At 63.6% G+C, this 14,143-nt stretch carries 13 protein-coding genes and 1 pseudogene; 5 read left to right on the top strand and 9 right to left on the bottom strand.

Annotation, left to right across the window (positions count from 1 at the left end; genetic code table 11):
* Window positions 1-6 precede the first annotated feature (6 nt).
* The 5 genes from ABIB78_RS34540 to ABIB78_RS34520 are packed head-to-tail and all read right to left on the bottom strand — an operon-like array spanning window position 7 to window position 5,380.
* Complete coding sequence (locus tag ABIB78_RS34540; protein WP_429033016.1) at window positions 7-1,137, bottom strand: acyl-CoA dehydrogenase family protein; 1,131 nt, start codon at window positions 1,135-1,137, stop codon at window positions 7-9.
* A gap of 23 nt (window positions 1,138-1,160) precedes the next feature.
* Window positions 1,161-2,342: an acyl-CoA dehydrogenase family protein gene (locus ABIB78_RS34535; RefSeq protein WP_429033014.1), complete on the bottom strand. Its 1,182-nt coding sequence runs from the start codon at window positions 2,340-2,342 to the stop codon at window positions 1,161-1,163.
* Window positions 2,343-2,354: 12 nt separating this feature from the next.
* Window positions 2,355-3,092 carry an SDR family oxidoreductase gene (locus ABIB78_RS34530; protein ID WP_429033012.1) on the bottom strand — a complete coding sequence of 246 codons (738 nt, stop codon included), beginning with the start codon at window positions 3,090-3,092 and terminating at the stop codon, window positions 2,355-2,357.
* A gap of 51 nt (window positions 3,093-3,143) precedes the next feature.
* Window positions 3,144-4,688 (bottom strand): class I adenylate-forming enzyme family protein, encoded by a 1,545-nt coding sequence (locus tag ABIB78_RS34525; protein WP_429033011.1) that lies wholly within the window; start codon window positions 4,686-4,688, stop codon window positions 3,144-3,146.
* A gap of 53 nt (window positions 4,689-4,741) precedes the next feature.
* Entirely contained in the window at window positions 4,742-5,380 is a 639-nt protein-coding gene (locus ABIB78_RS34520) for a 2-hydroxychromene-2-carboxylate isomerase (protein ID WP_429033009.1), read from the bottom strand.
* 189 nt (window positions 5,381-5,569) lie between these two features.
* On the opposite strand from ABIB78_RS34520, the gene ABIB78_RS34515 reads away from it, so the two are divergent.
* On the top strand, window positions 5,570-6,082 hold the full coding sequence (locus tag ABIB78_RS34515; protein ID WP_429033007.1) for a winged helix-turn-helix transcriptional regulator: 513 nt from the start codon (window positions 5,570-5,572) through the stop codon (window positions 6,080-6,082).
* 41 nt (window positions 6,083-6,123) lie between these two features.
* Here the strand turns inward: ABIB78_RS34515 and ABIB78_RS34510 are convergent, their stop codons facing one another.
* Window positions 6,124-7,167 (bottom strand): alpha/beta fold hydrolase, encoded by a 1,044-nt coding sequence (locus tag ABIB78_RS34510; RefSeq protein ID WP_429033005.1) that lies wholly within the window; start codon window positions 7,165-7,167, stop codon window positions 6,124-6,126.
* 108 nt (window positions 7,168-7,275) lie between these two features.
* Entirely contained in the window at window positions 7,276-9,603 is a 2,328-nt protein-coding gene (locus tag ABIB78_RS34505) for a molybdopterin guanine dinucleotide-containing S/N-oxide reductase (RefSeq protein ID WP_429033002.1), read from the bottom strand.
* 606 nt (window positions 9,604-10,209) lie between these two features.
* Between ABIB78_RS34505 and ABIB78_RS34500 the strand changes: the two genes are divergently transcribed.
* Both ABIB78_RS34500 and ABIB78_RS34495 read left to right on the top strand, forming a co-directional pair.
* Entirely contained in the window at window positions 10,210-10,869 is a 660-nt protein-coding gene (locus ABIB78_RS34500; protein WP_429033134.1) for a hypothetical protein, read from the top strand.
* The gene (locus tag ABIB78_RS34495) at window positions 10,866-11,132 is read left to right on the top strand and encodes an HGGxSTG domain-containing protein (protein WP_429033000.1); all 267 of its coding nucleotides are present in this window, start codon (window positions 10,866-10,868) and stop codon (window positions 11,130-11,132) included. Before ABIB78_RS34500 ends, ABIB78_RS34495 begins: the two co-directional genes overlap by 4 nt.
* A 112-nt stretch (window positions 11,133-11,244) precedes the next feature.
* On the opposite strand, the gene ABIB78_RS34490 is transcribed toward ABIB78_RS34495, so the two are convergent.
* Window positions 11,245-11,568 (bottom strand): HNH endonuclease, encoded by a 324-nt coding sequence (locus ABIB78_RS34490; RefSeq protein WP_429032999.1) that lies wholly within the window; start codon window positions 11,566-11,568, stop codon window positions 11,245-11,247.
* 213 nt (window positions 11,569-11,781) lie between these two features.
* Here ABIB78_RS34490 and ABIB78_RS34485 point away from each other — a divergent pair, with 213 nt between their 5' ends.
* Entirely contained in the window at window positions 11,782-12,606 is an 825-nt protein-coding gene (locus tag ABIB78_RS34485) for a hypothetical protein (protein ID WP_429032997.1), read from the top strand.
* Window positions 12,607-12,699: 93 nt separating this feature from the next.
* Here the strand turns inward: ABIB78_RS34485 and ABIB78_RS34480 are convergent, their stop codons facing one another.
* Window positions 12,700-13,128, bottom strand: a complete 429-nt coding sequence (locus ABIB78_RS34480; RefSeq protein WP_429032996.1) for a hypothetical protein — start codon at window positions 13,126-13,128, stop codon at window positions 12,700-12,702.
* Between the two features lie 400 nt (window positions 13,129-13,528).
* On the opposite strand from ABIB78_RS34480, the pseudogene ABIB78_RS34475 reads away from it, so the two are divergent.
* Window positions 13,529-14,083, top strand: a pseudogene (locus ABIB78_RS34475) (beta-ketoacyl synthase N-terminal-like domain-containing protein); the annotation flags it as partial.
* Window positions 14,084-14,143: the final 60 nt, after the last annotated feature.

The following is a 14,143-nucleotide window of genomic DNA, read 5'->3' as shown; positions in this document are numbered from 1 at the left end:
CTGGTTTTATGCGGCCGCGTCGAGCTGCGCATAGCGCAGCACGTGATAGGCGGGATCGCCGAACTGGATGTTGATGGAGGAAATCCGCTTGAAGTAGTGGCCGACATTGAGCTCGTCGGTCATGCCCATGCCGCCGTGCAGCTGCACCGCCTGGTCGGCAACGAACTTGCCGGCATAGCCGATCTTGGACTTGGCGCCCGAGGCAAGCCGGGAGATGCCGGCTTCACCCTCGTTGAGACTGAGGCTGAGGTGCTGCATCAGGGACAGCGCCTCCTGATGCGCAATGAACATGTCAACCATCCGGTGCTGCAGCACCTGGAAGCTCCCGATCGTGACGCCGAACTGCTTGCGCGTCTTGGAATACTCCAGCGTCGCCGCATTCAACTCGCCGATGGCGCCAACCGCCTCGGCACAGAGCGCGCCGATCGCGCGGTTGCGGCAGGCCTCCAGCGCGGCAACGCCCTCGCCTACCCTGCCGAGCAATTCGCCGCGTACGCCGCGCAGGCTGATCTCGGCCGCCCGGCGGCCATCGATGGTCCTGAAGCTTTGCAGGTCAAGATTGGCGGCGCGGCGATCGACCACGAACAGGCTGACGCCGCCGCGATCGTGGCGATGGCCCGAGGTCCGCGCGGAGACGATGAGATAATCCGCCCAGGGCGCGGCCATCACCGCCGTCTTCTCGCCGGTGAGAACATAGTTGTCGCCCTCGCGGCGAGCTGTGGTGGTGACGGTGGCGAGATCGAAGCGCGAGCCTTTTTCGGTCCACGCCAGCGCCCACAACTTCGTCCCGGCGATGATGTCGGCGATGTAGGCCTGCTTCTGCGCGTCTGAACCCACTTGCTCGATCAGGCCGCCGGCCACCACGACCGTCTCGACGAACGGCTCCACGACGAGATGGCGGCCGAACTCCTGCATGATGATCATGGTCGACAGCGGCCCGCCGCCGAGCCCGCCGGCGGCTTCCGAGAACGGCGCGGCGAGCAGGCCGAGCTCGGCGAATTCGGCCCATTGCCTGCGGCCAAAACCGTCCTCGCTCGCGACGATCTTGCGGCGCGCGTCGAAATCATACTGGTCGCGCAGCAGCCGCTGTACGCTGGACCGCAACAATTCCTGCTCTTCCGTGAACTGGATATCCATCCGATCCTCTCGTTGCGTCGTTGCTAGAGACCAAGCACCGCTTTGGCGATGATGTTGCGCTGGATCTCGTTCGATCCGCCGTAGATCGAAAGCTTCCGTGAGTTGAGATATTTCTCCGACGCCGTGTGGCCGTAGTCCGGGCCCGGCATGAAATGGTTGGCGCTGACCGGATGCTCGCGGATCGCAAGCCCATAGTTGCCGATCGCCCGATGGGTCAGCTCGGTGATATCCTGGAAGATCTCGGTACCGCGGATCTTGAACAGCGAGGCCGCAGGTCCCGGATCAATGCCGCGCGCCATCTGGGCGACGACGCGAAGCTCGGTCGCCTCCAGCGCCAGCACATCGAGCTCGACGCGGGCGATGTCCCTGATGAATTCCAGATGCGCCGGATCGTCTTCCGGGATTTCGGCCTTTACGATCTTCTTCAGCCGATCGATGTAGCGGGTCGAGCGGCCGATGCCAGCCATGCTGGTGCGCTCATTGCCGAGCAGGAACTTGGCGTAGGTCCAGCCCTTGTTCTGCTCGCCGATCAAGTTCTCGACCGGGACGCGGACGTCTTCTAGGAAGACGTCGTTGACCTCGTGGGAGCCGTCGATGGTGATGATCGGGCGAACCGTCACGCCCGGCGATTTCATGTCGATCAGCAGGAACGAAATGCCGGATTGCGGCTTGGCGGTCGGATCGGTACGGACCAGGCAGAAGATCCAGTCGGCGTGCTGCGCCAGCGTAGTCCAGGTCTTGTGGCCATTGACGATGTAGTGGTCCCCGTCACGTACCGCCTTGGTGCGGACGGTGGCGAGATCGGAGCCGGAGCCCGGCTCCGAATAGCCCTGGCACCACCAGTCCTCGCCGGACAGGATGCGCGGCAAGAACTTCTTTTTCTGCGCGTCGTTTCCGAAGGTGTAGATCACCGGGCCGACCATGGTGACGCTGAACGCCAGCGGCGGCATCGTGCCGGCGCGCGTCGTCTCCTGTTCGAAGATGAAGCGGCGGGTGATCGACCAGCCGGGCCCGCCATATTCCTTTGGCCAGAGCGGCGCGATCCAGCCCTTGTTGTGAAGGATACGATGCCACAACAGCATCTGCTCCTTGGATAGATCCGTCTCCGGATTGGCGACGCGCATCTCCGCCGGATAATTGTCCTTGATGAACGCGCGAACCTCGTCGCGAAACGCCGCATCTTCAGGGGATAGCGCGAGCTCCATCTGCTGTTCTCCCTACCACTTCTCGCCGAAGGGCCGGATTTCCAGCTCGAAGGTCCAGGCGCTCTTCGGCTGCTGGTAGAGCTGCCAATAGGACGTGGCGACCGAAGCCGGCGGCATCAGGAGATCGGGATCGTCCAGCGCGTTCGGGCCGAGCGCCTCGATGCGGCGCTGCCGCACCCATTCGGTGTCGACGCCGGAGTCGATGATCAGATGCGCGACATGAATGTTCTTCGGGCCCAATTCGCGCGCCATCGCCTGCGCCACGGCGCGCAGGCCGAACTTTGCACTGGCGAAGGCAGCATAGCCGGAACCCCCGCGCAGCGAAGCGGTGGCGCCGGTAAAGAAGATGTTGCCCTCTCCACGCGCCGTCATCAGCCGCGCCGCCTCGCGCCCCGCGAGGAAGCCGGAGTAGCAGGCCATCTCCCAGACCTTGCGGAATACGCGCTCGGTGGTCTCAAGAATCGGAAAGTTCACGTTGGCACCGATGTTGAAGATGCAGACCTCCAGCGGCGCATGCTTGTCGGCGTCGTTGAGGAAGGCGATGATCTCCTCCTCCTTGCGTGCATCAAGCGAGCGCGCGTGGATTTCGCCGCCGGCGGCCTCGATCTCCTTGACCAGCGGCGCGAGCTTTTCGCCGTTGCGGCGGCCGGCGAAGACCGTGAAGCCTTCGGAGGCGAACTTCTTGGCGATCTCGCCGCCGATGAAATCACCGGCACCAATGACGGCCACCGTCCTGTTTCTCTTCTGCATGGTGTACTCCGGTCTTGTTTGAGTGGACTGGCTTGCGGCGGCGGCTCAGCCTCAGCTGCGCAGCGACTCCGCCAGCTTGTGCTTCAACAGCTTGCCCGTCGAAGTCGCGGGCAGCGCATCCATCAGGATAATCTCCGACGGCCGTTTGTACGAGGTGAGTTGCGGGGCAACATGGGCCATCAGGTCCTGCACGGTGGCGGTCGAGCCCTTGATCAGTTGCACAAAGGCGACGACCTCCTCATTGCCCTCGACCGCCCGGCCGACCACGGCGCACTGGACCACGGCGTCGTGCGTGCTCAGCACAGCCTCGATCTCGGCCGGATAGACGTTGAACCCGGAGCGAATGATCATCTCCTTGGTCCGCCCGACGATGTAGAGGACGTCATTCTCGAAGCGGGCCAGGTCGCCGGTGTTGAACCAGCCGTCGGGGTCGATCGCCTTGGCGGTCAGATCGGGCGCGCGGTAATAGCCGCGCATCACGTTAGGGCCGCGAACATGGAGTTCGCCGACTTCGCCTAATGCAACCGGCTTCAGATCACGGCCGACCAGCTTCGCCTCGAGGCCCGGCATGACGGCGCCGACCGCGTGGTCGGCCCGCGGATTATCGGGCCGGACGCCGGAGATGCCCGGCGAGCACTCGGTGATGCCGTAGCCATTGAGCAGCGGCAGCCCGAGTTCCTGCTCGACCCGGGATTTGAGATCGAGGTCGAGCGGTGCGCCGGCCACCGAGATCACACGCAACCGGCCGCGACCAAGCTTCGGCAGGCCGGCATTGCGGCGATATTCGAGCAGGCGTTGATAGGTGGCGGGCACACCGTTGAGGATCGTGATGCCTTCCTCGGCCATGGCCTTGACCAGCGCGGCCGGGTCGTACTTCGCCACCAGGCGCACGGTGGCGCCGACCATCAAGGTCATCGTCAGCAGCGAGATGCCGACGATATGCGAGATCGGCAGCACGCAATACTGCATGTCATCGGCCGCCATCTTGCGGAAGCTAGCTGTGCCGCGGGCGCTGAAGAGGAGGTTGCGATGGGTCAACATCACGCCCTTGGGCGTGCCGGTGGTGCCGGACGTGTAGATGAGGACCGCGACCTGGTTTGCGCCGTCGGCCTCGACCGGCTCGGCCACCGTTGCCATATTCAAGCCGGTGACGGCGACGCGGAGCGGGCCGACATCCTGCACATTGGCCTCATAGCGCACGGCATGGGTGGCGGCTTCCTGCGACACGTCAGCAGTCAGCAACACGCGGCGGGCGCCGCTGTGATCCCTGATCTGATCCAGCTCACGCGGCGACAGCCGCGGATTGACCACGATTGACCAGACATCGAGCCGGCTCGCTGCCAGCAGCAGGCAGGCCAGCGGAATGGAATTCTCGCTCACGATCATCATGCGGTCGCCGGCGCGGATACCCAGCGCCCGCAATGCCTCGGCGACGCGACCGACCGCTCCATTAAGCTCGCGATAGGTCAGCCGCGTCTTGTCGTCGATCAGTGCCAGATGATCCGGCGTCGCCGCGACGTGCGGATCCAGCACCTCATGGATGCGGTTCGGCAACCCTTCCACACTTCCTTCAGCAATCTGGGTCGGCGCCTGCATTGAAATCTCCCTGTCCTATCTTTCTTGGCTTGTTGTGTTGAGGAATTTTCCGCTCAGGCGGTCTTGCGCTGCTCCGCGGTCAGCTGCGCGACGATCTCTTCCTCAACCTCGCGCAAACGATCCTTGCCGAAGAAAATCTCGTCGCCGACAAAGAAGGTCGGCGAGCCGAACGAGCCGCGCGCCACCGCATTGCTGGTGTTCTCGATCAGCTTCTTCTTCACCTCGTCCTGCTGGGCACGGGCGATGATGCGGTCGATATCAAGCCCGGAGGACAGGAATGCCTCGCGGAATACCTGCGGATCGTCCATCTTCTTGGGCTCGGACCACATGTGGTGATAGGCGGCGCGGAAATACGGTTCGAACAACCTCTCGAAATCGGCGGCGACGACGCCGCGCATCAGCATCAGCGTGTTGACCGGAAAGAACGGGTTCGACTTGAACGTCGCGATGTTGTGGCGGCGCAGGAAGCGCTCGGTCTCGAGCGCGTTGTATTCCGGCTTGTTCTTGATGCCGCGCAGGGACTCGCCGGGCGACATGTTGCCGGTGGCCTTGTAGACGCCGCCGAGCAGCACCGGGATGTAGTCGAACTTCACGCCGGTACGCTTTTCGATCCCAGGCAACGCGAGTTCGGCGAGATAGGCGTTCGGACTTCCGAAATCGAAGTGGAATTCGACCTTGAGCGGAGCAGCCATGGAACGTCCTTCCCTTCGATTGGCAGCGGCCGTCTGCTCGGCCGGGTTGATCGAGACCTTAAGTTCTGTTTTAGAACTGTCAATATGATATTTGTCATCCAATGGCTTGTTTTCTCGCATCCTGTTGAAATGACGTCAGTTCTGATTTAGAATTTATTCGCGCGCTGTTGCAGACCGCTGGAGACACTTATGAAATGGGATACCCTCGAGGAGGAGCCGTGCTCACTGGCCCGCACCGTGGCCGTGATCGGCGACCGCTGGAGTCTGTTGATCCTGCGCGAATGCTTCCTGCGCATCCGCAGGTTCGATGACTTCCAGGCGTCGCTCGGGATCACCCGGCATCTGCTCGCCGACCGGTTGAAGAAGCTGGTGCGCTTCGGCGTGCTGCGAAAGATCCCTTATCAGGAGGCGCCGAAGCGCTACGAATACATCCTGACCCAGAAGGGCCTCGACCTCTATCCGATCATCATGTCGATCGTGCACTGGGGCAACATCCACATGGTCGACGCGCGCGGCCGGCCGATGCTGCACGAACACAAGACCTGCAACAAGATGTTCGACCCCGTGATGGTCTGCTCGGAATGCGGTGAGCCGTTGACCGCCAAATCCGTCCACGTGCATCCGGGCCCCGGCGCACGGAAGTCGTCACCCGTGCATGCGCGGGCGCAGCAGCGCGCCAAGCGAGCCGCTGCGTCGAGCTAGATATCTTTTGGCGCGCAGCCGATCGAGCTGTCTCGCGGTCCTTATTTGACCAGCGTCGCGCCGGTTTCCGGATGTTGCAGCCAGCCGAGCAGCGCCTCGTGGAAGCGGCCCGGCGCCTGGATTTGCGGCGAATGGCCGAGGTCGGGGAATTCGATCAGCTGCGCATGCGGGATCCGCTTCGCGGCCTGCTTGCCCAGCACCGGATAATTGCCGAGCGTCTTGCGGATCTCGGGCGGCGCGGTGTCCTTGCCGATCGCGGTGGTATCCTTGTCGCCGACAAACAGCAGCGTCGGCGGCTTGATCTGCTCGAACTCGTAGAACACCGGCTGGGTCACGATCATGTCGTAGAGCCGCGCCGAGCTCGATGCCACGGCGGCGCGGCCCGCGCCGCGATACATGCCGGCCAGCATCTGCACCCACGTCTCGTAGGACGGATCCCAGGTGTCGGCATAATAGGTGGCGCGCTCATAGGCGCGGATGCTGTCTGCGGTGACGCGCGTCTCCCGCTGCATCCAGCCGTCGAGGCTGAGCCACGGCACGCCCTTGGCCTTCCAGTCCTCCAGCCCGATCGGATCGACCAGCACCAGCTGGTCGGTGGCCTCCGGATACATCAGCGCGTAGCGCATCGCCAGCATGCCGCCGGTCGAGTGGCCGACCATGATCGCATGCGCGATCCCGAGTGAGGCGAGCAGCGCGCGGCTGTTGCCGGCGAGCTGCTGGAAGGTGAACTGGTAACGTTCGGGTTTAGAGGATTTGCAGAAGCCGATCTGATCCATCGCGATCACGCGATAGCCGGCGCCGCTGAGCGCCTTGATGGTGCCGTCCCAGGTCGCGGCACAGAAATTCTTGCCGTGCAGCAGCACCGCGGTCTGGCCGTTCGGCGTCGCCGGCTTGACGTCGAGATAGGCCATGTCGAGCTCCTGCCCCTGCGAGCTGAAGCGATAATGCTCGACGGGATAGGGATAGTCGAAGTCCTGCAACTCCGGTCCGTAAGCCGGTTCGGCGGCCGATTGCGCCAACGCATCGGATGCAGCGAGCGCGACGATCGCAGTGACAGCAAGATGAAGCAGTGGTTTCAGGTGCATCTCAGGAGGTCCAAAATCGGGGGCGATCCCGTGATGCCGTAGCCGAACGCTCGGGCGGCATCCAGCGCCCAGCGATGATTTGTTCGTGATCCGGCTGGCGAGGCTCCGTTACGCCGGATCGAAGGCGCGGATCGGCGGCAGATTGCCGTTAAAACGCTCGACCTCGACGGTCGTCAGCTGGCCGGTGCAGCCCTGCGCGAAAGACGACGTGCCGATGTCACGCGTCAGCACGTTCGGATTGCCGTGCACGCAGAGCGGCGCCTCCTCCTCGGGGTCCATCGGGTCGTACCAGGCGCCGGTCGGCAGCTGGACCACGCCTGGCGCGATGCCGTCGGTGACATGCGCCGCGGCAAGGCAGGCGCCGCGCGCGTTGAAGATGCGGATAATGTCGCCGTCGGCGATGCCGCGCGCCTTCGCGTCGCGCGGGTTCATGCGCGCGACCTCGCGGCCGCGATGCTTGGCCTCTAGCGAGTGACCGCCGAAGTCGAGCTGGCTGTGCAGGCGCGTCACCGGCTGGTTGGCGACGAGGAAGCACGGTGCGCCAGGCGTCGGCGCGTCGGTCTTCTCGAGCCAGACCGGATGGCCGGGACAGTCCGCGTCGCCATGATCGGCGATCTTCTGCGAGAAAATCTCGATGCGGCCGCTCGGGGTCGGCAACGGCCGCGCGACCGGGTCCTCGCGGAAGCGGCGCAGCGAGCCGCCGTCGTCGAGATGTTGCGGCACGACCAGGCTGCCGCGCTCCCAGAATTCCTCGAAGCCCGGCGCTTCAAGCCCGCGCGCGGCGAGCGCCTTGCGGGTCGGCTCGTAGAGATGCGCCAGCCATTGCCGCGACGTGCGTCCCTCGGTGAAGGGCTCGCGGGCGCCGAGCCGCTCGGCGAGATCGGCGAAGATCTCATAGTCGTCGCGGGCGAGGCCGAACGGCTCGGCGATCCGGTGCATCGCGACCATCAGCGGATCGTTGCTGGAATAGCCGATGTCCTCGCGCTCGAGCGTCATCGTCGAGGGCAGCACGATGTCGGCGTGGCGCGCGGTGGCGGTCCAGGCGAGCTCGTGCACCACCAGCGTGTCGAGCCGCGCAAATGCCTTGCGCAGGCGGTTGAGATCCTGGTGATGGTGGAACGGATTGCCGCCCGCCCAATAGACCAGGCGGATATCCGGATAGACGCGCGTCTCGCCATTGTAGCGATAGGTGGTGCCGGGATTGAGCAGCATGTCGGCGATGCGCGCCACCGGAATGAAGTCGGCGACGCCGTTGCGCCCCTGACCGAGCGTCGGTCCCGGCACAGCGTTGACGCGACGCCCGTAATAGCCGATCGCGCCGAGCGAATAGGCGTAGCCGCCGCCGGGCAGACCGATCTGGCCAAGCACTGCCGCCAGCACCATGCCCATCCACACCGGCTGCTCGCCATGCTCGGCGCGCTGCAATGAGTGGGAAACGGTGATCAGCGCGCGCCGCCCGGCAAGCCTGCGCGCGAGTGTCCTGATCGTGTCAGCGTCGATGCCGCAGATCGCGGCGGCCCACTCGGCGCTCTTGGCCTGGCCATCGGTCTCGCCGGTCAGATAGCGCAGGAACACCGGCCAGCCCTCGGTGTAGCGATCGAGGAAGGCCTGATCGTGCAGGCCCTCGCCGACCAGGGTGTGGACGATGCCGAGCATCAGCGCGGTGTCGGTGCCGGGCACCGCCGTCAGCCATTCGGCGCCGGCTTCGGCAGGCAGATCGTCACGCAGCGGGCTGACCAGGACGAACTGGCAGCCGCGCCGCTGCGCCGCCTCCATCGCGCCGCGCTCGACATGCTTGCTGATCGAGCCGCCCGCCACCATCGAGTTCTTCAGCGCCATGCCGCCGAATGCCAGCACGATGTCGGTTTCGGAGGCGATCTGCTCCCAGGTGACATTGCGCTTGGTGATGTCCTCGTAGCCCGCGATAATCTGCGGCAGCAGCACCGAGGACGCGCCCGAGGAATAGGAGTTCACCGAGCGGACATAGCCGCCGAGTGCGATGTTGAGGAAGCGGTGCACCTGGCTCTGCGCGTGGTGGAAGCGGCCCGCGCTCGACCAACCATAGGAACCGCCGAACACCGCGCCCGGGCCGAGTGTGTCGCGGACCCGCGCGAGCTCGCCGCCGAGCAGATCGAGCGCCTGCTCCCAGCTGACCGAGACGAATTCATCACGGCCGCGACGATCATCGGGACCGGGGCCACGCTCGAGCCAGCCGCGGCGGATCGCAGGCTGCGCGATGCGCGCCTGGTGGCGCAGCGCGCCGGGGAAATTGTTGATGATGCGGTTCGGATCGGGATCGCCGCCATAGGGCCGGACTTCGAGACCCGCCTTGCCCAGACGCGCCGAGAACACGCCCCAATGCGAGGTGTGCGGCTTGAAACCATCGGACAGATCGAGGCCGGGATCGGGGTAGCCAATGGTTTCGGTTTCGCTCATCGAGTTTCCTTCATCCGCAGGCCGGCTGTAAGGCCGCGCCGGTCGCAACGCGCCGGCCAGTATAATGATCCAATCGGCACACGATACCCGCTAGCACGGATATCGCACCGTGCCCTGCCGGCATGACTGCGGGTGACGGTGGCGGAACTGCCCGCCGCAGCTGCGCGCCGCATATGCGCTCAATCCCTCCATAGACTCGTCATGCCCGGCCTTGTGCCGGGCATCCACGTCTTGGTTTCCACCTGAAAAAGGCGTCATGGCCGGGACAAGCCCGGCCATGACGATGTGGAAGCGCCGAGCCCTTCGCTGCCATATGCGATAGCCCTGGCCGCAGGGGCGCGCCGCCAAAATATCGAAAACAACCCCATGCAAAGCAGCCGGCGGCGGCCGGCGTTCGACAGGGCAACTTGACACGTCGGGCAAATCAGGGATACTTTTCCAATATTCCGAAATCGTGTAAGCACCACTCGCCCGCAACAGCGGGCGTGCCGGTCGCGATTGCGGCCGAAAATCCTCCCCCACAATTGAAATTGCACCGGCTCCCGCAGCGAGCGATCGCCTGCGCGCTTGCCGCGCGCGTTCCAGGAAATATCGAGAAATATCGACATGACGACAGCACCTGAAATCACCGTGCCGACGACGGCCGCCGCAACCGGCCAGACCCAGACTCCCGCAACGCCGCGGATAAAGCTCTCGCCGCGCGGATTCGCGATCGACCACCCTGACCCGAAGCTCGGCGAACAGCTGATGGCGAACGCGCTGGGGGCCGCCGATCGCGACGCGATGGACGGCATCCTGCGGCAATTGGTCAAGGCCAGCGTGAACGGCGGCAGCCCCGACGAGGTCAACCTCGCCTTCATGATCTCGATGGTGAAGAGCATTCGCCCACGGGATTCCGTCGAGGCCATGCTCGTGGCGCAGATGGTTTCGGTTCATGTGATGGCGATGCGATGCGCCCATCACCTCGCGCATGCGGACGACCTCGCCCAGCACGACAGCGCCGCGCACGCGTTGGGCCGGCTCGCCCGCACGTTTCCCGCCCAGATCGAAGCGCTGAACCGCTACCGGAGCCAGCGCGAGCCCGCCATCACCGTGCAGAACGTGAAGGTGGAGGACGGCGGCAACGCCATTGTCGGCAACGTCACCCAGCATGCGAGCGTGATCGTTTCCGACAACAAGCCGGCATCCGCGGCGCGGGCACTGAGGCCCGCGGGCTCCAGGCGACGGCATGATGCCGCCGATGCCCAGCAGGACGCCCCGGCATGAGCGGTCACGTCAGCACGACCGGCCCGATGCTGGCGAGCCCGCGCTGTGGCGCCAAAACCCGCACCAGTGGCGCGTGCCGCGCGCCGGCGGTGCACGGCAAGACGCGCTGCCGCATGCACGGCGGCGCACCGGGATCCGGCGCGCCAAGGGCAAACCGGAACGCGCGCAAGCACGGCCTGTTCACCAGGGATGCGATCGCGGAGCGAAGGCAGATAAGGGCGTTGTTGGGGGACGCGCGGAGGCTGCTGGAAGGGATGAAGTGATTAACAGATCACGCTCGTATGAGCTCTCACTTGCTCGCATATATTAGTGCACTGTCACCGTAACTCCACGAACGCACTCCCAAGTTTCCAGCTTCCTAAAAGTCCGCTTTCGCTACAGTTGACTTTCAAGAGCTGCCTCCGCCGCTCTTACATTCTGCGCAATCGCGGCATTATGCTCGTTCGCGTCTTTGCCGTGGGTGACACGCTGATGGCAGTTCGGGCAAACAGCCGCCACGTTTAGTGGATGATCGGCACCTCCTGCTCCGAGCGCGCAGATGTGGTGAACTTCGAGGTAAGGTTCGCCGTTGCGGCGCATGAAGGGCGCGGGATGCTTGCAGCCCTCACATATCCCGCGAGACCGACAGAGTGCATATTGAACAATCACCGCGCTTCGAGTCCTTTGCCACGCTTCGCGCCGCGTTTGCGGCGGCGTCATATCGGCTAGCGTATACGCTTGATCTCGCAACTCCGAAATGCTCGGTGCGGACGCTTGATCAGTCGCTACCAATTCATAGTCATGTGCGCGGCCACTTATCGTTCCCGGCTTTCGCACTGCCATTACCTTAGGATTGGGCGTGTATGGCGGCGAACCTAGTTTCGAGATGCGCGCTGATGGCGCCCAATGGCTTGACCCCACCAAGCTCACAAAATGGATGGCAGAAAAACTGCCAAAATTTGTACTTACACCACCCATCTCGCATCAATGGTTGACCTCGCCAATCCCGAGCGCGTGCGGATCGTTGAGAACCGCGAACACCATCTTGGTATTACCCAAGGCGTTGTTAGTTCGTCGCGCGGGCCTATGGCCGTGATTGAGCGTTCGCTCGGCTTAACGGGCGATCTGAGCGGCATGTTGGGCAATCGCAAGGTCCTCATTGTTGAGGGCGGGACGGACGCGCTAATTTTGCAAAAGCTATCCGGACTGCTTTCTAAAGACGGAAAAGGGCTATCCGATCAAGTGTTCCCGTGGCCGGCACAAACCGCATCAAAAACACCTATGTATGCGGCTTTCGCAATCGGGCAGAAATGGGACGCCGCGGTACTCCTCGATACCGATGCAGAAGGCAACGCGGCAAGGGAAAAGATTAAGACTCTATACCTTGATAAGCTCGCCCAAGATCAGCAGAACCGCTTTCGCGTTCTTATGCTGGGCAAAGCCGCAGGCATCAAAAAGACCGACGCGGGGATTGAGGACATATTTCCCGACGAGTTCTATCTCGAGTGCGTCAATGCTGCCTTTGGCATCGCAATCAAGGTCGGCGATCTTCCGCAAGACGGATCGGACATGATCACTAAGCGTGTCGAGCACGTTTTAAGGGGGCACTACAGCCACACAACCCTCAATAAAGATCGGGTCTTTACGCAGATGCTCCGCAGGTTTGATGAATGGAACGAAGTGGCGGATTTACCAGACGACACCGCCGAACGCGCGGCAGGGCTAGTCGGGGAGGACGACACCGGTGAGGCGAGATGAGTATGATGCAAGTAATGGTATCAGGCATCAATTGAGTGCACTGTCACCGTAATTCCGTAATTCGCGACGGCGGGGACATCGACTGGCTCTCGCTCAATTGAAAAAGAGCAGAGTCCCGTTCACCCACACCTGGATGGGATCGTCGCTGTTCGAATCCGACAGCCTGATTTGACAGGCAAGCGTATTCGGGCCTGAGAAAAAGACGTTGGTCACGAACTGACCCAGAGGCCGTTCCGTCAGATGGGCGCCGCCGTCGGTCACAAACGCTCCCGATACCGATCTCAAGGTGATGAGAGCTCCGCTTCCCGGAGGAGACGTAAACTGGGCGGTCTGCGTGGTCGGACGTCCCGGGGCCAAATTCCCCGTTCCACCCTCATTGAAGAAAAAGAAACTGAAGCCGGCGAAGCCGGCAAGGCCACCCACGCCCGTCCATGGATCCACAGACCCATTGGCCTGATCAAAAGGCCTGATGCCGTGCTTGTCGTCATAGCTGAAGGTGGGGTGCAACACGGGATTTTTCATATCTATCGTCCTCAAATATTCTGTTTCGGAGAAAAGCGGCAACGCCTTGAGGATAAGCGGCACCCAGTCCAGGCCGATGTGAGAAATCCCACAATCACAGCGCGAAATTCATGCCGAGTGTGACGTGCGAGTGAGGCAGCCGATCGAACGGTCACAGCCGCGCAATCAATCTGGAGCAGGCCGGCATCGCGTTTCCGGATCACGGGCGTCCAGGCGTGAGGCTGCGGCTTGTTACGGTGACAGTGCGACGCGTTCACCGTCGCAAAAGCACGGAGCGGCCACCTTGACGCGCGACCGGTCAAGAATAGATGATGCTTATCATATATAAAACAGACCCCGACGCCCGGCAGTCTCGAGTCCCGGCCATGCCGGCTCGCAGGAAGGGCGCGACAGGAGAACCATGCGTCGAATTGTTGTGACGGGCCTGGGGACAGTGTCTCCGCTGGGCTGTGGCACCGAACTGGTGTGGTCGAGGCTCCTCGCGGGGCGTTCGGGACTCAGCGCGCTGCCTGAGTGGGCAGCCGCACTGCCGGCCCGCGTCGCAGGACAGGTTCCGGGCAAGGCCGCGGATTCCGAGGGCGGCTTCGATCCCGACCTGGCGGCCTCGCGCAAGGACCAGAAGAAGATGGACCGGTTCATCCTGTTCGCGCTGCTGGCCGCCGCGGAAGCCGTGGCGCAGGCCGGCTGGATGCCGACCGAGGCGCTTGCGCAGGAGCGCACCGCCACCGTGATCGCATCCGGGATCGGCGGGTTTCCCGCGATCGCGGACGCCGTGCGCACCGCGGAGAAGAGCGGTCTGCGTCGGCTGTCGCCGTTCACCGTTCCCTCCTTCCTTGCAAATCTCGCGGCCGGGCACATCACGATTCGACATGGCTTCAAGGGCCCGATCGGCGCGCCGGTGACCGCCTGCGCAGCGAGCGTGCGGATTCCGATTTATTCCGGCCGGGTATTCCGACTTGAAGCCGGCCACCGTTCCGATTTGAAGCCGGCCACGATTCCGAAATGAAACCGGCCG

The organism is Bradyrhizobium sp. I1.14.4 (assembly GCF_050435825.1).
Taxonomy (GTDB): Bacteria; Pseudomonadota; Alphaproteobacteria; order Rhizobiales; family Xanthobacteraceae; genus Bradyrhizobium.
The sequence above is the reverse complement of the archived record's forward strand: the minus strand, read 5'-3'. Positions and strand labels throughout refer to the sequence as shown.